Source organism: Lysobacter sp. (assembly GCF_035655815.1).
Taxonomy (GTDB): domain Bacteria; phylum Pseudomonadota; class Gammaproteobacteria; order Xanthomonadales; family Xanthomonadaceae; genus Lysobacter_J.
Genome location: NZ_DASRTS010000005.1, coordinates 22,065 through 42,132, shown reverse-complemented (window position 1 = coordinate 42,132; position 20,068 = coordinate 22,065). Strand labels below are relative to the sequence as shown.

The window sequence follows — 20,068 nt, the reverse complement described above, 5'->3', positions numbered from 1 at the left end:
CCTACATCGTATGCGTCGGCCGCTCCGCATTGAGCGTGCCCGCCAGCAGGGCCTCGATCTTGCCCTTTACCGCTTCGCCTTCGGCGCTGTCGGCGAACTGCACGCCGATGCCGGCCGGACGGTTGCCCTGCGCGCCGACCGGCGTGACCCACACCACCTTGCCGGCCACCGGCAGGCGCTCCGTGGATTCGGGCAGCGTGAGCAGCAGGAACACCTCGTCGCCGAGGAAGTAGCGCTTGGGCGTGGGCACGAAGATGCCGCCCTGCTTGAGGAAAGGCATGTAGGCGCTGTAGAGCTGCGCCTTGTCCTTGATCGCGCACGACAGGATGCCCTGGCGCGCGCCGCCTGCTGCGTTCATACCGCTCATCTCCTAGCCCCCTCGACCCGGCCGCCATTCGCGGCGCGCCAAGCCAGCAACAATTCGGTGACCGCGAGGTCCGCGCGCACCGTGGTGCGCAGCAGATCGCGAGTCCGGTTCGCCTGGTCGAACCACGCGGCCAGACTGCGCGTTCGCACCGGGTCGGTCAAGCCAGCGGCCTCGGCCAGCGCCAGATCCGCGGCATGGCGCAGGCGCAACGCGGCGTCTTCGTCACCGACCCAGCGCTGGGCGGTCTCGACCGTGCCCGCTTCGCCGCGCGCCAGCCGCGCCATGTCTGCCGCTACATCGCGACGCAGCTTCAGCCCGTCGTTTTCCAGCCATTCGTGGGCCAGGCCGGGATGTCCGCGCGCGGCATCCAGCGCCTCGCGCGCGGCGGCCTCGGAATGCCCGCGGCTGCGCAACCACGCGAGTGCTTCGTCCACCTGCGGCAGACGGAATTCGTAACGCTGGCAGCGGCTGCGGATCGTCGCCGGCAGGCGCGTGGGATGCGAGCTGACCAGCCACAGGTAACGCCCTGGCACCGGCTCTTCCAGCGTCTTCAGCAACGCGTTGCACGCAGCGTTGTTGATGGCTTCCGCCGGTTCGAGGATGGCCACCTGCGCGCCGCCATACTGCGGCGTGAGCGCCAACTGCTCGGACAACTGACGAATCTGCTCGATCACGATCTCGGTGCGCAGCCGCGTGCCTTCCTTGTTCGGAATGAACGAGACGAACTGGTAATCCGGATGCGTGCCCGCCGCAAGCAGATGGCAACTGCGGCACTGACCGCAGGGCTCACCGTCCGACAGCGGCTTCTGGCAAAGCAGACGCTGGGCAAGCCGTTCCGCCACGGCGCGCTTTCCCAACTGCGACGGACCGCAAAACAACAGGCCATGCGCAAGACGATCGGCGTCCAGCGCCGCGACCGCCTGGTCGTACACGCGCTGCTGCCAGGGCGCGAACGAGGCAACCGGCGTGCTCATGGGTTGCGCTCCAGCCACTCGCGCAAATGCGCGACGGCTTGCGCCGCCACCACGGCGGCAGGCTGGGTCGCGTCGATCACGCGGAAGCGTTGCGGCTGCAGGCGCGCACGCTCGAGGTAACCGGCGCGCACACGCTCGAAGAAATCGTCCCGCTCGCCTTCGATGCGATCCGCCGCGCCGCGGCCGCGCGCACGCTGCAGTCCGACGTCGACCGGCACGTCCAGCAACAGCGTCATTCCCGGTGCAATGGCGACAACGCGGCGCTCGAGTTCTGCGATGAATTCGATGTCGCCGCCACGGGCCGCGCCCTGGTACGCGTAGCTGGCGTCGGTGAAGCGGTCGCTGATGACCCAGGCGCCGCGTTCGAGTGCAGGCACGATGGTCTCGCGTACGTGCTGCGCGCGCGCGGCGAAGACCAGCAGCAGTTCGGTGTCGGCCGTGGGCGGCTCGTGGTGCGTGTCGAGCAGCAGGCCGCGGATCTGTTCGGCCAGCGGCGTACCGCCCGGCTCGCGCGTGCTGACAACATCGGTGCCGGTGGCGGAAAGCACATCGCGCAATGCGGACAGCACGGTCGACTTGCCGGCGCCCTCGCCGCCTTCCAGCGTGATGAAACGCGAGTACACGCGCAGCGTCATTGCCGCTCCTGCGTTTGGCCTTGCGCGGCCTGTGCGGCACGGCCCTGACGGTAACGCTGAAGGTAGCGCTGCACGTTGGCTTCGTGTTCGGCCAGCGTACGCGCAAACAGATGACGTCCGCTGCCGTCGCCCACTGCGACGAAGTAAAGCTCCTCGCCCGGCGCCGGGCGCGCGACGGCGTGCAGCGCGTCCGTGCCCGGCATGGCGATCGGCGTGGGCGGCAGGCCCGCGCGCGTGTAGGTGTTGTACGGCGTGTCGGTGAGCAGGTCGCGCTTGCGGATGTTGCCGTCGTAGCTTGCACCGATGCCGTAGATCACGGTCGGATCGGTCTGCAGGCGCATGCCGATGCGCAGGCGACGCTCGAACAGGCCTGCGATGCGCGGACGTTCCTCGGCGATGCCGGTTTCCTTCTCCACGATGGAAGCCAGCACCAGCATTTCGTCCGGCGTCTTCAGCACGCTGTCGTCCCGGCGACGGCTCCAGGCATCGGCCAGGGCCTTTTCCATGGCCGTGTGCGCGCGCTTGAGCACGTCCAGATCGCTGTCGCCACGGGTGAACAGGTATGTCTCTGGCAGGAAGCGGCCTTCCGGATGTTGCCCCTCATGCCCCAGCGCCTTCATCAGCGCCCGGTCGTCCAGATCGGTCGTTTCCTGGCGCAGCTCCTTCGAGCGCGCCAGCGCCGCGCGCAGTTCGCGGATGTTCCAGCCTTCGACGATGGTGAAACGACGATGCACGACCTTGCCGTCGCGCATCGCGGTCAACAGCTTGCGTGGCGACGTGCCGGGCTCGAGCGCGTACTCGCCCACCTGCAGCCGGCCAGCTGCGCCGAGCTGCTTGGCGAGGGCGCGCCACTCGATCAGCTCGCCCTGCTCCACGCCGGCCTCGCGCAGCTTGCGCACGACGGTTGGCAACGAGTCGCCCTTTTCGACCAGCAGCGTTTCACCCGCGTCCAGCCCGGACAGCGGGGCGTCGGCAAAGCTCGTATAGCGCTGCCAGAACCAGGCGCCGGCGCCAATGGCGACCAGCAGGAGCAGGATGAAGAAGCCGCGGAAGCGGCGTCCAGATTTGCGACTCACGCAACCTCCGTGGCGAACGCGGGATGCTCGGCGGCCAGGCGACGCTGCAATTGCGCCACCTGCGGATGCGGTCGCCATGAGCGAGCGCCGAGCCGCGCCACAGGCAGGATACCGCGCACGGCATTGCACAGGAAAACCGCGTCGGCCGCTTCGACGTCGATCACAGCCAGCCGGGCTTCCGAGGCACCCAGCGCATCCCGTGCCCACGCCCGGCACACCCCGGCCACGCCACAACGGTCCACTGGCGGGGTCAGCCAGCGGCCGTCGTGCAGCACGAACAGGTTGGCGGCCGTGGCGCACACCACGTCTCCCTCCGTGCTGCACATCAGGCCCTCGTGGATCGACGTGTCGCTCCATTCGCCGCGAGCGAGCACCTGTTCAAGCCGGTTGCAGTGTTTCAAGCCTGCCAGCGCTGGCTGGATCGACAGCGACGTTCCGCACCAGCGCACGGCAAGCCCGTCCGCCGGTGTAGCAGCCGGCAGCGGATGATGCGAGAAGATCCAGGTCGGCTTGGTGTCCACGGGTGGCGCGTAACCGCGCCCACCTGCGCCGCGCGTCAGCAACAGCTTGAGCACGCCGTCGGATCCATCCAGCAGTTGCAGCGCCTGATCGCGCGCACGCGACTCGTCGGGTACGGGCAGACCGAGAACGTGCGCGCCCCGCAGCAGGCGTTGCCAATGCACCGGCCACCAAGGCACGTCGCCGCGATGGGCCCGCATCGTTTCGAACACGCCGTCGCCGTAGGCCAGTCCGCGATCGGCCGGGTCGATGGCATCCACGCGTTGCGCACCACTGAAAACCAGTGCGCGCATCACTCGACTCCCAGCGCCCGCAGCATGCCGCGTGCCTTCGCGCGGGTCTCGTCGAGTTCCCGCTGCGGATCGGAATCGGCCACGATGCCGGCGCCCGTACGGAACCGCAGCACGCTGCCGTCGTCGTCGGCTTCCAGCTCCGCGCTGCGGATCAGGATGTTGAGGTCCAGGTCGCCATCACGGTTGAGCCATCCCATCGCACCGGTGTAGGCCCCGCGGCCCACGCCTTCCAGCTCGGCGATGATCTGCATGCAACGCACCTTGGGACAGCCGGTGATGGTGCCGCCCGGAAACACCGCGCGGATCACCTGCCCTGGCGTGGCCTCCGCACGCAGGCGGCCACGCACGTTGCTGACGATGTGATGCACGTGCGCGTAGCTCTCCACCGTCATCAGCTCGTCCACCTCGACGCTGCCCGGCGTGCACACGCGCCCCAGGTCATTGCGCTCCAGGTCAATCAGCATCACGTGCTCGGCGCGTTCCTTGGGATGGCCGACCAGTTCCTGGATGCGCGCGGCATCGTCGTCGCCGGCGAAGCGCGGACGCGTGCCCGCGATGGGACGCGTCTCCACCATGTCGCCGCGCACGGACACCAGGCGCTCGGGCGATGCGCTGACCACGGCCCAGTCCTCGCCCGCGAAGACGCCGGCGAATGGCGCAGGGTTGTTCTCGCGCAGGCGCTGGAACAGCGACGCCGGTTGCAGCGCCTGGTCGAAACGCGCGCGCCAGCCACGCGACAGATTGGCCTGGAACACATCGCCCGCGGCGAGGTACTCCAGCACGCGCCGCACGCCGTCGGTGAAACGTTGCGGCTCGTCTTCGACCAGGGCGTCCGGCGGTTGCCAGGCCGGCAACGGCGGCATCTGCATCGCCGACTCCACATCCGCCAGCACGCCGGACTGCAGTGCATCGTGCCCCGGCTCGACCACCAGCATGCATTCGCCGCTGGTGTGATCGCGCAGGATCGCCGCCGGACAACGCAGCGCCAAAGCGACCGGAAGGCCGCCATCGGCTGGGGGCAGTTGCAACACCGGTTCGACCTGCGCCGCGGCCTCGTAACCGAAGAACAATGCCCAGCCGCCACGGAACGGCCAGCGCGGCTCGTCGCGCGGCGCGCGTGCGGCCTGCCAGTGTGCGTCGAGCACATCGAAGAAGCTGCCCGGCAGTACCTCGCCATCACCATCACGCACCAGACCGTCGGTGCCGAGCCCCAGCGACGCACCGTCGGCGATGAGCAGCATGTCCCAGCGTCCCTGCGCCGTGCCGTGCGCGGTCGATTCGAGCAACAGTGGATAGCGCGATGGCGCCAGGCGCTGCAGCGAAAGCAGGTCGAGCGACGGTAGGGAGCGGGTCAGGAGCATGGGCGATATTGTCCGCCATCCGGCACTCCACCTGCGCACCGATGGCGTACGCGGCCGGAAACGACGATCCCCGCCGCAGCGGGGATCGTCTCGTTCCACGGGCCCAGGCGCTCAGACGCGCTTGAACACCAGCGTACCGTTGGTTCCGCCGAAGCCGAAGCCGTTGGACATGGCCACGTCGACCTGCACCTGGCGTGCCGTATGCGGCACGTAGTCCAGATCGCAACCCTCGCCCGCTTCGTCCAGGTTGATGGTCGGCGGGATGATGCCGTGGTGCAGCGCCAGCACGGAGAAGATCGCCTCGACGCCGCCGGCCGCACCCAGCAGGTGGCCCGTCATCGACTTGGTCGAGCTGACCATGGTCTTGTATGCGTGGTCGCCCAGCGCGCGCTTGATGGCCAGCGTCTCGGCCAGATCGCCGAGCGGGGTCGAGGTACCGTGCGCGTTGAGATAGCCGACGTCTTCCGCATTGATGCCCGCGTCCTTCATCGCCGCGGCCATGCAGCGCGCAGGGCCTTCGCCGTTCTCGCTGGGCGCGGTCATGTGGAACGCGTCCGAGCTGGCACCGAAGCCGGCGAGCTCGCAGTAGATGCGGGCACCGCGCGCCTTGGCACGCTCGTACTCCTCGAGGATCAGGATGCCTGCGCCGTCGCCGAGCACGAAGCCGTCGCGGTCCTTGTCCCACGGACGCGACGCCTTGGTCGGCTCGTCGTTGCGGGTGGACATCGCCTTCATCGAGCAGAAGCCCGCGACCGAAGTCGGCGACGAGCCGCGTTCGGCGCCACCGGCCACCATCACGTCCGCGTCGCCGTACTGGATCATGCGCATCGCCATGCCGATCGAATGGTTGGCGGTGGCGCAGGCGGAGACGGCGGAGAAGTTCGGTCCCTTGATGCCGGTCAGCAGCGACACCTGGCCCGGCAGCATGTTGATGATGGTGCTGGGCACGTAGAACGGCGACACCTTGCGCGGGCCGCCTTCGTTGTACTTGATGGTCTGCTCTTCGATGCCGAGCAGGCCGCCGATGCCCGAGCCGATCAGCGCACCGATGCGCTCGGCGTTGGACTCGTCGACGGTGATGCCGGCGTCCTGGATCGCCATCAGCGAAGCCGCGACGCCGTAATGGATGAACTCCTCCATCTTCTTCGCATCCTTCGGGTTCACCCACTGGGTGATGTCGAAGTTGCGCACCTCGCCCGCGATGCGGGTGGTGAAGGCGGACGCGTCGAAATGCGTGATCGGGCCGATGCCGGAGCGACCGTTGACGATACCGTCCCAGCTGGAAGCCAGGTCGTTGCCCAGCGGCGAAACGATGCCGAGGCCGGTGACGACGACGCGTCGGAGGGGGGCACGATTGGACATGAAACACTCCGTCTGCGAACACTACGCCGGCGCATGGACCGGCTCATATGACACGGGGCCGCAATGCGGCCCCGGTCTGGATTTTTCAAGTAAACGCGCGCCTCCAGCGAGGCGGCGGCTTTCTTGAGAGCCCGGCCGTGGACGGCCGGCCCCTTGTTCAGGACTTACGACTTGACGTGAGCCTTCACGTAGTCGATGGCCTGCTGCACCGAGGTGATCTTCTCGGCTTCCTCGTCCGGGATCTCGCACTCGAACTCTTCTTCGAGCGCCATCACCAGCTCGACGGTGTCGAGCGAGTCAGCGCCGAGGTCGTCGACGAACGAAGCGTTGTTGGTGACTTCCTCTTCCTTAACGCCAAGCTGTTCGACCACGATCTTCTTGACGCGCTCTTCGATGCTGCTCATGGGTACTCACTCCTCCCGGGACGGGATATTCGACGGAATAGTCTAAATGAATCACGGACGATCGCGAGCATACGCGAAAGCCCTTTGAGTTCAAGCGGTTATGGTGTGAACGGCAGGTAGGCGACACGCCTTACGGCATGTACATGCCGCCGTTGACATGCAGGGTCTCGCCGGTGATGTAGGCGGCCGACGGGCCGGCCAGGAACGCCACCGCACGGGCGATGTCGGCGGGCTCGCCAAAGCGGCCCAGCGCGATCTGGCCCAGCATCGCGTTCTTGGCGTCTTCCGGCAGCGCCTTGGTCATGTCGGTGTCGATGAAACCCGGCGCGACGACGTTGACGGTGATGCCGCGCGAACCGATCTCCTTCGCCAGCGACTTGCTGAAGGCGATGATGCCGGCCTTCGCCGCCGCATAGTTGGCCTGGCCCGGATTGCCGGTCACGCCGATCACGGAGGCGATGTTGATGATGCGGCCCTTGCGCGCCTTCATCATCGAACGCATCACCGCCTTGCTGGTGCGATACACGCTGGTGAGATTGGTGTCGAGGATGGCTTGCCAGTCCTCGTCCTTCATGCGCATCAGCAGGTTGTCGCGGGTAATGCCGGCGTTGTTGACGAGGATCGAGATCGCGCCGATCTCCTTGCCGATCGAGTCGATCAGCGCCTCGACCGATGCGGCGTCGCTGACGTCGAGCACGCGGCCATGACCGCCGCTTGCAGCCAGGCGCTCGCCGATGGCCTTCGCACCACCTTCCGAGGTCGCGGTGCCGATGACGGTCGCGCCCTGCGCGGCCAGTTCGTCGGCGATTGCCGCACCGATGCCACGGCTCGCGCCGGTGACCAGGGCGATCTCACCTTTCAGTACTTGCGTCATGGGGGTTCCTCACCAAGCCTTTGACAGGATCACGCGGATGGAGGCAGGACAGCGAAGCCGAGTTTGCTCGATCCGCGTTGCGTCGCCTGGACCCGCATCAAGAAAAATTCACGCCCGGTCGTTCACGCCCATTCGGAGCGGGCGGATTCGAAGTCGCCCGGCGTACCGATGGCGCGCGTGTCGACTGCCTTGTCGATGCGCTTGACCAGTCCGGCCAGCACCTTGCCCGGGCCGCATTCGGCGATACGCGTAACGCCCTGACCGACCAGTGCCTGCACGCAGCCGGTCCACTGCACCGGCAGATACAGCTGCCGCACCAGCGCCTCGCGGATGGCGTCGACATCGCCGTGCACGCGCGCATCGACGTTCTGCACGACCGGGCGATCCGGCATCCGCCATGACAGGCCGGCCATCGCTTCGGCCAGGCGGTTGGCCGCCTCGCGCATCAGCGGCGTATGCGAAGGCACGCTCACCGCAAGCTTCACCGCCTTGCGTACGCCGCGCTCGCCCAGCATCGCCAGCGCCTTGTCGACCGCGGCCGCGTGGCCGCCGATCACGATCTGGCCCGGCGAGTTGTAGTTCGCCGGCACGACCACTTCGCTGCCGGACACGGCTTCGCAGACTTCCTGCACCAGCGCATCCTCGGCGCCGAGCACGGCAGCCATCGCGCCGACGCCGGCCGGTGCGGCCTCCTGCATCAGCTGACCGCGCAGGCGAACCAGGTGCGCACCGTCCTTCAACGACAGCGTGCCGGCCGCAACCAGCGCGGTGTACTCGCCCAGGCTGTGTCCGGACAACATCCCCGGCTGCGCGCCACCTGCCTGACGCCAGGCGCGCCACACCGCCACGCCCGCGGCGAGCAGCGCCGGCTGGGTGTACTCGGTGCGGTTGAGCATCTCTTCCGGGCCGCCCTGGCTTAGCGCCCACAGGTCCACGCCCGCACCGTCGCTCGCCTCGACGAATGTCTCGCGAACGATCGGATGGAGTTCGGACAGTTCGGCCAGCATGCCGAGCGACTGCGAGCCCTGTCCGGGAAAGACGAAGGCGAGCGCGGAGGCGGTCGCGGTGGAATCGGTCACGCGGGGGTCCCTGCAAAAAGAGTGCGCATGATACGAGTGTTTGCTCTAGGGCGTCTGTACCGCCACGTACTGAAGCAGGCGGTCCATTCCGGAACCGTGAAATGCGACCGCACGTCGCTGCGGGCCGCTGAAACGACAACGCCCCCGCCGGTTCCGGCGGAGGCGTCGCGATGTCGAACCCTGCGGGAGCTCAGTAGCGGATCAGCGCCGAGCCCCAGGTGAAACCGCCGCCGAACGCTTCCAGCAGCAACAGCTGGCCGCGCTGGATCCTGCCAGAACGCACGGCCTCGTCCAGCGCCAGCGGCACCGAACCGGACGACGTGTTGCCGTGGCGATCGACCGTGACGATGACGCGTTCCATCGGCATGTCCAGGCGCTTGGCCGTGGCTTCGATGATGCGCAGGTTGGCCTGGTGCGGAATCAGCCAATCGATGTCGTGGCGATCCAGGCCGTTGGCCTCCAGCGTTTCCTCCACGACCGAGTCCAGCGCCTTCACCGCATGCTTGAAGACCTCGTTGCCGGTCATCAGCACGCGCACTCCGGCGTTGTGCTCTTCCGGTTTGAAGCCGACAGACACGCCGACCGGATTCCACAGCAGTTCCTTCTTGCCGCCGTCGGCGTGCATGTGGGTGCTGAGGATGCCGGTTTCGCTATCGGCCTTGAGCACCACTGCGCCGGCGCCGTCGCCGAACAGCACGCAGGTGGAGCGGTCGCTCCAGTCGAGCATGCGCGTCAGCGTTTCCGAACCGACCACGAGCACGGTCTTCGCCGCACCCGAGCGGATGAACTTGTCGGCCACCGTCAGCGCATAGACGAAGCCGGTGCACGCCGCATTGACGTCGAACGCCGGACAGCCGTTGGCACCCAGGCGGTGCTGCAGCAGGCAGGCGGTGGACGGGAAGATCAGGTCGGGCGTGGTCGTGCCGACCACGATGAGGTCGAGCTCCTTCGCATCGACGCTGGCGGCTTCCAGCGCGCGCGTGGCGGCGTGGTAGGCCAGGTCGCTGGTGGTCTCGCCTTCGGCAGCGATGTGACGCTCGCGGATGCCCGTGCGGGCCGCGATCCATTCGTCACTGGTATCGACGATCTTGGCCAAGTCGTCGTTGGTCAGCACCTTCTCGGGAAGGTAGCTGCCGGTTCCCGCGATGCGGGAATAAATCGTTTGCGTCATCGCCACTCCGCTGCACAGCCGTGATGGGCCCGGACGGGCACCTTGCCGGGAATCCCCACCGGCCAGGCCGGTGCGGGAACTCCGCCGTTGCCGAGCGGGACCTGACGGCGGCAGACGGCCCGGGTCCGGCGGCGGCCGCGCGGGTCGAGCGACCGGCGCGCGGCGCGGCGGTGGGCGAAGAGATTACTCTTCGTCGACGACCTTGGACTTGGTGTCGATCACCTTCTTGCCGCGGTAGTAACCATCGGCAGTGACGTGGTGACGCAGGTGGGTCTCGCCCGTGGTCGGGTCGGTGGCCAGCTGCTTGGCGGACAAAGCGTCGTGCGAACGACGCATGCCACGCTTGGACGGGGAAACGCGGGACTTCTGGACAGCCATGGTCTTGCTCCAAAAAAACTAGTTCGAATGTTTCTTCAATACCGACAACGCAGCGAATGGATTCGCGCGTTCCGGCTCGCCGGCCTGTTCGGCCGCGGGCCAGTCGCGTTCCACCGCTTCCGTGCCGGGCATGATCGGCACGACCGGAACGGCGAGGATCAACTCGTCCTCGACCAGTTCGACGGTCCGCAGCTGGCCGTCATCCGGCACCAGCAACGGCTCGTATCCTGGCGGCAGCGCAGCCTCTTCCGCTTCGTCGCGGATCAGGCCAAGCCGCTGCACGATGCTCACCGGCAACAGGAACCGCTGCAGGGTGCGCTGACAGGTCAGCGGCAACTCGGCATCGATGCGAAGCTCGACGTAAGGCACCCGCAGCGGATCGCGATCGAATTCGAGCGCGAAGCGTACGTCGCCTTCGGTGTCGGCTAGGCTGTCCCGCAACCGTGCCAGCGTGGACAACGGCACGCGGCCTTCGACGCCGCGCCGTGCCGCCACCATGCGCCAAGCATCCAGAATCTCGGGCAGGTCCGCTGACATAAGCTGCGGAATGTTAGGGAGTCGCCCCTTCCATGTCAAACCTGAACCTGCGACTTCACACTATCGGCGCGCGCGATTTGCCGCCCGGAAAGGCCGGCGTCAGACTGGCGCCATTCCGTTCAGCGATCCGCCATCGTGACCATCACCCTGATCCTGCTGGTGTCTGCGCTCGTTGTAGCGGCGCTGGCGTTCGCCCGCTACCGACCGGGTCGTCGCGAGCGGGCCATGCGCGAGGTCCTGGACGCCGCCGACGCGCTGGAGGCCCAGTTGCGGGTTGCGCGTGCCGAGATCGAAGCCGTGGCCGGCACCGGTGGCGACGACCCGGTCGGCGAAGCCATGCGCGAGATGCTCCGCCAGCGCCTGTGGCTGCGCGACCACGGTCGCGAGGCCAGCCTGGAGCAGCTGGACGAGGTCCGCACGTCCATCGACGCCGCCCGTGGCCGGATCGACCAGCAATTGTCCCGCATTGCCCAGGCCCGCGTCCCGACCGCATGAGTGCCCCGCCCCGCCTGGTCCTGGGTTCGACCTCCCGTTACCGCCGCGAGTTGCTGGAACGGCTGCGGGTGCCTTTCGACGTGGCGCGTCCCCACACGGACGAGACCCCGCAGCCGGGCGAGACACCCGAATCGCTGGCGCGCCGGCTGGCCCGGGCCAAGGCCACCGACGTCGTCGCCCGGCATCCGGAGGCCTGGGTGATCGGCTCCGACCAGGTGGCCGAGTTCGATGGGCGTCCGCTCGGCAAGCCGGGCACGCACGAAGCCGCCACGGCGCAGTTGCAGGCGATGTCAGGACTCACGGTGCGGTTCCTGACCGGGCTGTGCCTGATGCGCAGCGACGGCGAGATCCTGGAGGCGCTGGACTTCACCGTGGTGCGGTTCCGGACGCTGGGGGCGGACGAGATCGAGCGCTACCTGGCCGCCGAGCAGCCCTACGACTGCGCCGGCAGCTTCAAGTCCGAAGGGCTGGGCATCACGCTGTTCGACGCGATCGAGACCCACGATCCGACCGCTCTGGTCGGCCTTCCGCTGATCGCCACCGCGCGCCTGCTGCGCGAGGCCGGCTTCGCCCTGCCCTGACGGCTACTCCTCCAGCACCACCGGCTGCTCGGACCACGTCTCGACACTGCCGTCCCGCCCGATCAGGCGCAGGCCAAGCCAGTGGCGACCGGCCTCTACTTCGCGGCCTGTCAGGTCAACCTTCGCATCGAAGCCCACCTTCGGATGCTGCGGGTCGTTGGACACGGGCCACACGCGTTGCAGGCCGGGGAAGTCTCGGCCGTAGTCCGCCTTGGCGACGACCCCGCCGTCCAAGGTGATTTCGACGCCGGCGAGCCCTGTCCCGTCCTTGAACGCCCAGCCATGCACATCGAATCGACGGCCTACGCGGGCCCCGGTTGTGGGCGCGTCGATCCAGGCCATGGACGGCGTAGTGCATAGCCCGCTCGCGCGCTGCCCTTCCAGCGCGAACAACAGGAAGCGCTGGCGCCCGTGATCGATGTTGAGCACCTGCGGCGGTGGCAGCGGGCCGACCATCGCGCAGAGTTCGTGGTAGCGATCAAGCAGGTCCCGGTACTTCACCTCGCTCGCGCCGACCACCAGCAGCACGGCCGTATCGCTCCAGGCTTCGCGCCCCGGCGTGTGCAGGTTCCACAGGCGCAATTGCGGTGCGCGACCGTGCTTGTGGTTGATCGGATGGTCCAGCACCCGGATGCGGTGATCGCCCAGCGCGAAGCCGAGCTCGGCGCCGATCTTGAAGTTGTCGGCCACGATGCGCGTGTCCGTCGGCATGGCGGCCAACCGCTCGCGCACGGCATCGGCCAGCGGCTTCCAGCCGGCGAAGTTGGACGGATACCATTTCTCGGCGGCCGTGCTTTCGCGCCATTTCGCGTTCGACACGGCGACGTAATAGGCCAGCTGCGCAGCCAGACCGGCGCCCGCAAGCACCATCGTGGCGATGCGCCAGCCGCGCGGCCACGTCGCCAGTACACCGGGCACGAGCGGCAGCAACGCGAGATAGCCTGGCAGGGGCCAATGGAAACTCACCCGCTCGGTGTCGGCGAAGAACCCGAGTGCAAAGAAGCCCGTCACCACACCCGCGCCGAGCAGCGCGAAGTAGCGCGAAACCGTGGACGCGCAGCCAATGCTGCGGCGAGCGGCGAGGAACATCGCCGCGAACAGCAACGGCGTCACCAGCAATGCCTGGATGCCGATGAACAGGATGCCGTCGGCGTGAAACGCCCAGGGATGACGATCCACCAGCTGGAAGCGGAGTCCCGCATCGGCGTTGTCGAGGTTCCACGCCACCAGGGGCGCCCAGGCCGACGCGCCGAAAGCAATCGCGACCATCACGCGCACGTCGCGAAGCGCACGCCGGCCATCCTCGAGCATGAGCAACGCGATAAAGCCCACGGCGATCACGGCGATGAAACGGTAATGACACAACGCACCCAGCGCGAGACCCGCGGCCAGTTCGAGCGCGGCGGCAGGACTGACCTGGCGCAGCAGGCGTGCACCTGCGTCCAAACACAGCAGCGTGGCCAGTGCCATCGCCGCATCGGGCAGCGCCATCAGGCCGAGCGTGCCGGCCAGCGGCAGCAACAGGGTGAGGATGCCGGCCTGCCATCCCGTCTTCGCGCCGAACTCACGCGAGGCGACGTGGACCATCAGCAACGGCACGCACGCCGCGATGATCAGGAACGGCAGCCGCAGCGCAAGAGTGTGATCGCCGCCCACTTCCACGCCGAGCCGGGTGAGCCATGCAGTGAGGCCGGGCAGGTCCGAATAGGCCGCCGCCAGGTGCTGGCCTTCCTGCCAGTAGAAGGCTTCGTCGACGAACAGCGGCAGTCGCGCGGCGACCGCCAGCTTGATCAGTGCGATGGAAACCCAAAGCACCCAGAACGTGCGCCGTGCCTGTACTGCATCCCGCATCCGTTCTTGACCTCGCTACACTCAGGTGGAATCGGCGCGTCCGCGATGGCGGGCCAACAGTACGGCACCCGCAGCACCCGCGTCGCAACACCGGCAGGCAGACTGATCCGGCATGCTTCGGGCATCCGCGCGCAGCGTTGCAACCGGCGGCCGCAACAGCATCCAGGAGACACGCACGATGGCGGTACCCCTTACGACGGCGCCCATGCTAACCGATGGTCTTCGCCAGTCCCTCGACCGCGCGCAGACACAGGTCAACGCACTGGTGCTGGGCAAGCCGCACGAGGTGCGCCTCGCGTTCGTCGCACTGCTCGCCGGCGGCCATCTGCTGATCGAGGACCTGCCCGGACTCGGCAAGACCACGCTCGCGCATGCGCTGGCGGCGACGCTCGGGCTGGAATTCCAGCGCGTGCAGTTCACTTCCGACCTGTTGCCGGCCGACGTCGTCGGCGTGTCCGTGTACGACCCGCAGTCGCGCGAGTTCCAGTTCCATCGCGGCCCGGTGTTCACGCAGGTGCTGCTGGCCGACGAGATTAACCGGGCGCCGCCGCGCACCCAGAGCGCGCTGCTCGAGGCGATGGCCGAATACCAGGTGACCGCCGACGGCACGACGCACGTACTGCCAGAGCCGTTCTTCGTGATCGCCACGCAGAATCCGGTGGACCTGTCCGGAACCTATCCGCTGCCCGATTCGCAGCTCGACCGCTTCCTGTTGCGCCTGAGCCTGGGTTATCCCGGCGAAGCGGCCGAACGCGACCTGCTGGCCGGCGACGACCGCCGCGACATGATCGCCATGGTGATGCCGCTGCTGGGCAGCGAGGATGTGCTCGCCGCGCGGCGTGCGGCACAGCAGGTGCATGCCAGCGATGCGCTGATCGCCTACGTGCAGGCGCTGCTGGCGCGCAGCCGTCGCCATCCTGGCGTGCGCGTTGGCCTGTCGCCGCGCGCGGGCCTGGCGCTGCTGCGTGCGTCGCGCGTGTACGCGATGCTGCTGGGTCGCGCGCATGTGCTGCCGGAAGATGTGCAGGCGCTGTTTCCTGCCGTGGCGGCGCATCGGCTCGTGGCCGAAGTCGACGCCGGCAAGGACGCGGCACTGGCGAAGGCCATCCTGCACGCGGTACCGGTGGACTGATCCATGCCGGTCGCCGCCGCACGGCGCCTGTACGCGCGTTTCCATGCCTTCGCGATGGTGTGGACGCGCCCGCGCGATCCCGAACCCCTGCCCGCGCGACTGCACCGCCGTCGCATCTACGTGTTGCCGACGCGTTTCGGCCTGTTCTTCGCCGCCGCGTTGCTGACGATGCTGGCCGGCGGACTCAACTACAACAACAACCCGGCGCTGCTGCTCGGGCTGGTGCTCGGCGGCGCGGGAATGGCCAGCCTGATCGCGGCGCAGATGCAATTGTCCGGAATGGACGTGGTCGCGGTGGAAGCCGAACCCGTCGCTGCAGGCATGCCGCTGGGCGTCCGCGTGCACGCGCGTGCACCGGCCGGACGCGTGCGCCGCGGACTGCGGCTGGATGACGACGGTGCGTTCGATGCCGAACCGGACGTGCTGAATCTCGACAAGGGCACGGGCGAAGCGCATCTGGAAGTTCCCACGCAGGAACGCGGCTGGCTCGATCTGCCGCGGCTGCGGCTGTCCACCACGCGCCCGCTCGGCCTGGCGCGCGCCTGGGCCTACGTGTGGCCGGAGACGCCCCTGCTCGTGTATCCCAGTCCCGAACCGCACGGACCGCCACTGCCCGGCGGCCGCGGCGACCGCGTGCAGGCACGCCTCAATCCGGCAGGCGACGACGTCCATCACCTTCGCGGGTACCGTGCCGGCGATGCACGCCGCGCGATCGCATGGAAGCCATCCGCACGGCGCGACACGCTGATCGTGCGTGAGTTCGAGGAACCCATGGGCGCCGAAGTCGTGCTCGACTGGAACGCCGCCACCGGGCTTCCCTACGAGGCTCGCATCTCGCGGCTGGCACGCTGGGTGGACGAAGCCGAGCGCGACGGACGTCGCTATCAGCTGCGCGTGCCGGGCCAGCCGGCGCTCGGTCCCGACCGCGGCGCGCGCCATCGCCACGCCTGCCTGCGCGCCCTGGCGCTGATGCCGCATGTCTGACACCGCCATCGCACTCGATCCCTCGAACCGCCGCTGGGCGCTGCTGGCCGCCGCCGTCTGCCTGTTGCCGCTGCTGCTGCAACTGCCCTTCCAGGTGGCGTTGGCGGTGGGCGCAAGCGCGATCGTGGTGGCGCTGCTGTCTTGGCGTCGCCCGGTGCCAGGTCCACTGCGGCTGCTCATCGCGGTGGGTCTGATCGCCGTGGTGCTCAGTCTCAGCCGCTTCTCGATCGGGCGCGACACCGGCTGCGCGTTGCTGGCCGCAATGCTGGCGATCAAGCCATCGGAAACCTTCGCCTTGCGCGATGCGCGCAGTCTGCTGGGCTTCGCGCTGTTCGCGCCGTTCGCTACGTTCCTGCTCGACCAGGGACCGGTGTCGCTGCTGCTCGGCGTCATCGGCGCGTTGCTCGTGTTGTCCACATTGCAGCGCCTGGCGGAAATGGAATCCGGCGACGTGCAGACCGTGCCGATGCGGCAGCGACTGTTCGGCGTCGGCCGTCTGCTGGCGGTCGGACTGCCGCTGGCACTGGCGACGTTCTGGCTGTTCCCGCGCCTGCCGAATCCGCTGTGGGGCATTCCCGAACGCGCGATGGCGCGCACCGGCCTGTCGGACCGGATGAGCCCGGGCGATTACATGGACCTGCTCGGCGACGATCGCCCCGCCCTGCGCGCCCGTTTCTTCGGGGCGATACCGCGGCAGGAGCAGATGTACTGGCGTGGCCCCGTGTTGTGGGATTTCGACGGCCGTACCTGGACCCAGCCGCGCTGGCATCCGGACCTGCCCGCCACGCCCGTGGAGCCGGGCCGCGAGCGGTGGGACTACGAGATCGAGCTGGAACCGACGGATCGCCGCCAGCTGGTCGCGCTGGACCTTCCGCTGGCCACGCCGAGCGGCGCGCAATCGAGCCTGGACCACAGCCTGCAGACCGCACGTCCGCTCACCTCGCTCACCCGTTGGCGCCTGCAGTCCGCGCCGCCGGCGCAGTACCAGGCGACGCTTCCGCGGGAGTTGCGCCAGTTCGCGCTGCAGTTGCCCCCCGGATTCAATCCGCGCACGGTCGCCCTCGCCCATCAATGGCGGAACGAGGCCGGGCCTTATGCCGACGAGGCCATCGTGCGCCGTTCGCTCGACTGGATCCGGCGCGATTTCGCCTACACGCTCACCACGCCACTGCTCGGCCGCCATTCGGTCGACGAGTTCCTGTTCGACCAGAAGGCCGGCTTTTGCGAACACTTCAGTTCGTCCTTCGTGGTGCTGATGCGCGCGGCGGGAATTCCGGCGCGCGTGGTCACCGGCTATACCGGCGGCTACCGCAACCCCATCGGCGGTTACTGGCTGGTGCGCCGTTCCGACGCACATGCCTGGGCGGAAGTCTGGCTGCGCGGCCGCGGCTGGGTCCGCGTCGATCCGACGGCCGCGGTCGCACCCGAACGCATCTACGACACGGTGGAATCGCGAGCACCGGGCGCGGAAGGCATGCTTGGCGGGCTGGGCGCGGCGCGTTCGCTGATCGACGTGGGCGACTGGGTCCGCCGCGGCTGGAACGATTTCCTCATCGGCTTCGACGCCGAGCGTCAGCAGCATCTGCTGCGGCCGTTCGGCATCGAGCGCATCGAGACCCGCACGATGATCCTGCTGCTCGCGCTCGCCGTAGCGTTGGGATTGCTGTGGATGCTCTGGCTAAGCCGGCACGACGAACGCGAGCGCGATCCGGTGCTGCGTGCCTGGCATCGGCTCAGCCGCCGCTATCGCCGCTTCGGGCTGGAACGCGAGCCGTCCGAACCGGCATCCGCGTGGGCCGCACGCGTGGCCGCCGCCCGACCGGACCTGGGGCCGGCCCTGACTGCACTCAGCCAACGTTTCAGCGATTGGCGGTACGCTGGTGGCGAACCGGGGGGACGTTCAGCCAGTGCCTTGGCTAAGGCGCTGCGAGCTCACCGCCCGCCCGCGAATGCTCGAGGAGAACGCTGATGAACGTCCGTCTCGCCATGCTTGCCACCGCCGCAGCCCTGCTGGCCGCCTGTGCATCGGCACCCCAGCCCCTCCAGGGCGAATTCAACCCGATCACGCCGCGCGACGCCGCCATCGGCGACAGCACTGGCGCCTCCGTGCGCTGGGGCGGCCGCATCGTCAACGTCGAGCCGCAGGCCAATCGCACCTGCTTCGAGATGATCTCGACCAGCCTGGGCAGCTCCGGCCGTCCGTACTGGGGCAGCGACGATACGGGCGGCCGCTTCATCGCCTGCCGCACGGGCTTCTACGATCCGGCGATCTTCGAGAAGAACCGCGAGGTCACCTTCATCGGCCGCGTCGCCGGCTACGAGAACCGCCGCATCGGCGAGTACGACTACCGCTTCCCGCGCGTGGAAGCCGATGTCGTCTACCTGTGGCCTATCCGCGAAACCGTCGACGTCGTGCAGTACCCAGCTCCGTGGCCGTGGTGGGGTTGGTGGTAAGCCGCCTGTCCGGTCGTTCGTGAGCAAGACAGAAAAGGCCGCCGGGAGGCGGCCTTCTTCGTTTGGTGGCAACTTCCGTGGCGACTACGGCGTCATCGCACGCAGGGCGCGTACGAACGTGGCGCCGCCATCCTATGGACGTGCATCAGCGCGGCGTACCGAACCGCCCCAGCGGCGCACCGGCGAGCAGGTGCAGGTGGATCTGAAAGACCGTTTGCCCGCCGTGACCGTTGCAGTTCATCACGATCCGATAGCCATCCTCGGCGAAGCCCTCTCGCCGGGCGTACTGGGCCGCGGCATGCGCCAGCCGACCGACGATCACCGCCTGGTCTTCCTGGAGGTCGTTGAGGGTGGCGACATCGGTCTTCGGGACGAACAGCACGTGCACCGGCGCCTGTGGCGCGATGTCGCGGAAGGCGATGAGGTGATCGTCCTCGTAGACGATGTCGGCCGGGATCTCGCGGCGGATGATCTTGTGGAAGATGGTCTCGGACATGTCGGCGCTCGCTGCGGTTCGAGCCGCAGATGATGCCGCATGCGCGGCGCAGGCGCCGCTAATCCGTCATCTCACTGCGGCTGCCGAACGCGTGGGATAGCGTGCCGCGATCGACGTACTCCAGTTCGCCGCCCAGCGGCACGCCGTGCGCGAGGCGACTGGGCCGCACGCCGTGCTGGCGCGCCAGCTGCGCGAGATAGTGCGCGGTCGCTTCGCCTTCGACGGTGGGATTGGTGGCGATGATCAGCTCCTGCACCTCGCCTTCGCCCAGGCGTGAGGCCAGCAGGTCCAGGCCGAGCTCGCGCGGGCCGATGCCGTCGAGTGGTGACAGCCGTCCCTGCAGCACGAAGTACTGGCCGCGATACCCGGTGGCCTGCTCGATCGCGAGGCGGTCCGCCGGCGACTCCACCGCGCACAGCAGGTGCGCGTCGCGCGATGCGCTGGCGCAGGTGGCGCAGACCGCCGTTTCGCTGAAGTCGCGGCAGCGCTCGCAATGGCGGATGTTCTCCATCGCCGAAGCGAGCGCGACCGACAGCCGCTGGCCACCGGCGCGCTCGCGCTCGAGCAGGTGGTAAGCCATGCGCTGTGCGGATTTCTGACCGACGCCCGGCAGCACGCGCAGCGCGTCGATCAGTTGTTCCAGAAGGGAAGACGTCACGGAAACCCTGTGCGCGCCGCCGCTCGAAGCAGCAGGCGCGCGCGATCGTCAGAACGGCATCTTCATGCCGGGAGGCAGCGGCATGCCGGCGGTGGCCGCGGACATCCTCGCCTGCGACTCGGAGTTGACCTTGTTCACCGCATCGTTGAAGGCGGCGGCAATCAGGTCCTCGACCATTTCCTGGTCGGACAGCACGCTCGGATCGATACGGATCTTGCGGCACTCCATGCGGCCGGTGATGGTCACACTGACCATGCCGCCGCCGGCGTTGCCGGTGACTTCCAGCTTGGCCAGTTCTTCCTGCGCGCGCTGCACGTTTTCCTGCATCCGCTGCGCCTGCTGCATCAGTTGGGCGATGTTTCCACGCATGTTCTTTCTCGTTTCGTG

The 20,068-nt window shown here is 68.2% G+C and carries 23 protein-coding genes; 6 read left to right on the top strand and 17 right to left on the bottom strand.

What is annotated here, in order from left to right; all coding sequences use genetic code 11:
• Nucleotide 1 precedes the first annotated feature (1 nt).
• The 13 genes from VFE83_RS00835 to VFE83_RS00775 form a co-directional block, all read right to left on the bottom strand.
• Nucleotides 2–367 (bottom strand): PilZ domain-containing protein, encoded by a 366-nt coding sequence (locus VFE83_RS00835; RefSeq protein WP_324902965.1) that lies wholly within the window; start codon nt 365–367, stop codon nt 2–4.
• Nucleotides 364–1,341: a DNA polymerase III subunit delta' gene (locus VFE83_RS00830; protein WP_324902964.1), complete on the bottom strand. Its 978-nt coding sequence runs from the start codon at nt 1,339–1,341 to the stop codon at nt 364–366. Before VFE83_RS00830 ends, VFE83_RS00835 begins: the two co-directional genes overlap by 4 nt.
• A complete protein-coding gene (tmk, locus tag VFE83_RS00825) occupies nt 1,338–1,976 on the bottom strand; it encodes a dTMP kinase (protein WP_324902963.1) in 639 nt (212 codons plus the stop codon). The genes VFE83_RS00830 and tmk overlap by 4 nt, the downstream gene beginning before the upstream one ends.
• Nucleotides 1,973–3,052: an endolytic transglycosylase MltG gene (mltG, locus tag VFE83_RS00820; RefSeq protein WP_324902962.1), complete on the bottom strand. Its 1,080-nt coding sequence runs from the start codon at nt 3,050–3,052 to the stop codon at nt 1,973–1,975. The genes tmk and mltG overlap by 4 nt, the downstream gene beginning before the upstream one ends.
• A complete protein-coding gene (pabC, locus tag VFE83_RS00815; RefSeq protein ID WP_324902961.1) occupies nt 3,049–3,864 on the bottom strand; it encodes an aminodeoxychorismate lyase in 816 nt (271 codons plus the stop codon). Before pabC ends, mltG begins: the two co-directional genes overlap by 4 nt.
• Nucleotides 3,864–5,225 (bottom strand): aminodeoxychorismate synthase component I, encoded by a 1,362-nt coding sequence (locus tag VFE83_RS00810; RefSeq protein WP_324902960.1) that lies wholly within the window; start codon nt 5,223–5,225, stop codon nt 3,864–3,866. The genes pabC and VFE83_RS00810 overlap by 1 nt, the downstream gene beginning before the upstream one ends.
• A 111-nt stretch (nt 5,226–5,336) precedes the next feature.
• On the bottom strand, nt 5,337–6,587 hold the full coding sequence (fabF, locus tag VFE83_RS00805; RefSeq protein ID WP_324902959.1) for a beta-ketoacyl-ACP synthase II: 1,251 nt from the start codon (nt 6,585–6,587) through the stop codon (nt 5,337–5,339).
• 164 nt (nt 6,588–6,751) lie between these two features.
• Nucleotides 6,752–6,991: an acyl carrier protein gene (gene acpP, locus VFE83_RS00800; protein WP_031373652.1), complete on the bottom strand. Its 240-nt coding sequence runs from the start codon at nt 6,989–6,991 to the stop codon at nt 6,752–6,754.
• Between the two features lie 130 nt (nt 6,992–7,121).
• On the bottom strand, nt 7,122–7,865 hold the full coding sequence (gene fabG, locus VFE83_RS00795) for a 3-oxoacyl-ACP reductase FabG (protein WP_324902957.1): 744 nt from the start codon (nt 7,863–7,865) through the stop codon (nt 7,122–7,124).
• Between the two features lie 122 nt (nt 7,866–7,987).
• A complete protein-coding gene (gene fabD / locus VFE83_RS00790) occupies nt 7,988–8,944 on the bottom strand; it encodes an ACP S-malonyltransferase (protein WP_324902956.1) in 957 nt (318 codons plus the stop codon).
• A 190-nt stretch (nt 8,945–9,134) separates the two neighbouring features.
• Nucleotides 9,135–10,115, bottom strand: coding sequence for a beta-ketoacyl-ACP synthase III (locus VFE83_RS00785; RefSeq protein ID WP_324902955.1), 981 nt, complete (start codon nt 10,113–10,115; stop codon nt 9,135–9,137).
• A 183-nt stretch (nt 10,116–10,298) separates the two neighbouring features.
• Complete coding sequence (rpmF, locus tag VFE83_RS00780; protein WP_206861083.1) at nt 10,299–10,493, bottom strand: 50S ribosomal protein L32; 195 nt, start codon at nt 10,491–10,493, stop codon at nt 10,299–10,301.
• 18 nt (nt 10,494–10,511) lie between these two features.
• The gene (locus tag VFE83_RS00775; RefSeq protein WP_324902954.1) at nt 10,512–11,030 is read right to left on the bottom strand and encodes a YceD family protein; all 519 of its coding nucleotides are present in this window, start codon (nt 11,028–11,030) and stop codon (nt 10,512–10,514) included.
• A gap of 135 nt (nt 11,031–11,165) precedes the next feature.
• Here VFE83_RS00775 and VFE83_RS00770 point away from each other — a divergent pair, with 135 nt between their 5' ends.
• Nucleotides 11,166–11,525 carry a hypothetical protein gene (locus tag VFE83_RS00770; RefSeq protein WP_324902953.1) on the top strand — a complete coding sequence of 120 codons (360 nt, stop codon included), beginning with the start codon at nt 11,166–11,168 and terminating at the stop codon, nt 11,523–11,525.
• Complete coding sequence (locus VFE83_RS00765) at nt 11,522–12,106, top strand: Maf family protein (RefSeq protein WP_324902952.1); 585 nt, start codon at nt 11,522–11,524, stop codon at nt 12,104–12,106. The genes VFE83_RS00770 and VFE83_RS00765 overlap by 4 nt, the downstream gene beginning before the upstream one ends.
• Before the next feature lie 3 nt (nt 12,107–12,109).
• Here the strand turns inward: VFE83_RS00765 and VFE83_RS00760 are convergent, their stop codons facing one another.
• Complete coding sequence (locus VFE83_RS00760) at nt 12,110–13,957, bottom strand: ArnT family glycosyltransferase (RefSeq protein WP_324902951.1); 1,848 nt, start codon at nt 13,955–13,957, stop codon at nt 12,110–12,112.
• 178 nt (nt 13,958–14,135) lie between these two features.
• Here VFE83_RS00760 and VFE83_RS00755 point away from each other — a divergent pair, with 178 nt between their 5' ends.
• Genes VFE83_RS00755 through VFE83_RS00740 form a run of 4 tightly spaced genes read left to right on the top strand, consistent with a single transcriptional unit; the run spans nt 14,136 to nt 18,527 of the window.
• Nucleotides 14,136–15,089 carry a MoxR family ATPase gene (locus VFE83_RS00755; RefSeq protein ID WP_324902950.1) on the top strand — a complete coding sequence of 318 codons (954 nt, stop codon included), beginning with the start codon at nt 14,136–14,138 and terminating at the stop codon, nt 15,087–15,089.
• 54 nt (nt 15,090–15,143) lie between these two features.
• Entirely contained in the window at nt 15,144–16,073 is a 930-nt protein-coding gene (locus VFE83_RS00750; RefSeq protein WP_324902971.1) for a DUF58 domain-containing protein, read from the top strand.
• Nucleotides 16,066–18,042, top strand: coding sequence for a DUF3488 and transglutaminase-like domain-containing protein (locus tag VFE83_RS00745; protein ID WP_324902949.1), 1,977 nt, complete (start codon nt 16,066–16,068; stop codon nt 18,040–18,042). Before VFE83_RS00750 ends, VFE83_RS00745 begins: the two co-directional genes overlap by 8 nt.
• On the top strand, nt 18,042–18,527 hold the full coding sequence (locus VFE83_RS00740) for a Slp family lipoprotein (protein ID WP_324902948.1): 486 nt from the start codon (nt 18,042–18,044) through the stop codon (nt 18,525–18,527). The genes VFE83_RS00745 and VFE83_RS00740 overlap by 1 nt, the downstream gene beginning before the upstream one ends.
• A 145-nt stretch (nt 18,528–18,672) precedes the next feature.
• Here the strand turns inward: VFE83_RS00740 and VFE83_RS00735 are convergent, their stop codons facing one another.
• The 3 genes from VFE83_RS00735 to VFE83_RS00725 are packed head-to-tail and all read right to left on the bottom strand — an operon-like array spanning nt 18,673 to nt 20,050.
• Complete coding sequence (locus VFE83_RS00735; protein ID WP_324902947.1) at nt 18,673–19,023, bottom strand: histidine triad nucleotide-binding protein; 351 nt, start codon at nt 19,021–19,023, stop codon at nt 18,673–18,675.
• Between the two features lie 58 nt (nt 19,024–19,081).
• Nucleotides 19,082–19,681, bottom strand: coding sequence for a recombination mediator RecR (gene recR, locus VFE83_RS00730; RefSeq protein WP_324902946.1), 600 nt, complete (start codon nt 19,679–19,681; stop codon nt 19,082–19,084).
• Between the two features lie 48 nt (nt 19,682–19,729).
• Nucleotides 19,730–20,050 carry a YbaB/EbfC family nucleoid-associated protein gene (locus VFE83_RS00725; RefSeq protein ID WP_324902945.1) on the bottom strand — a complete coding sequence of 107 codons (321 nt, stop codon included), beginning with the start codon at nt 20,048–20,050 and terminating at the stop codon, nt 19,730–19,732.
• Nucleotides 20,051–20,068 lie beyond the last annotated feature (18 nt).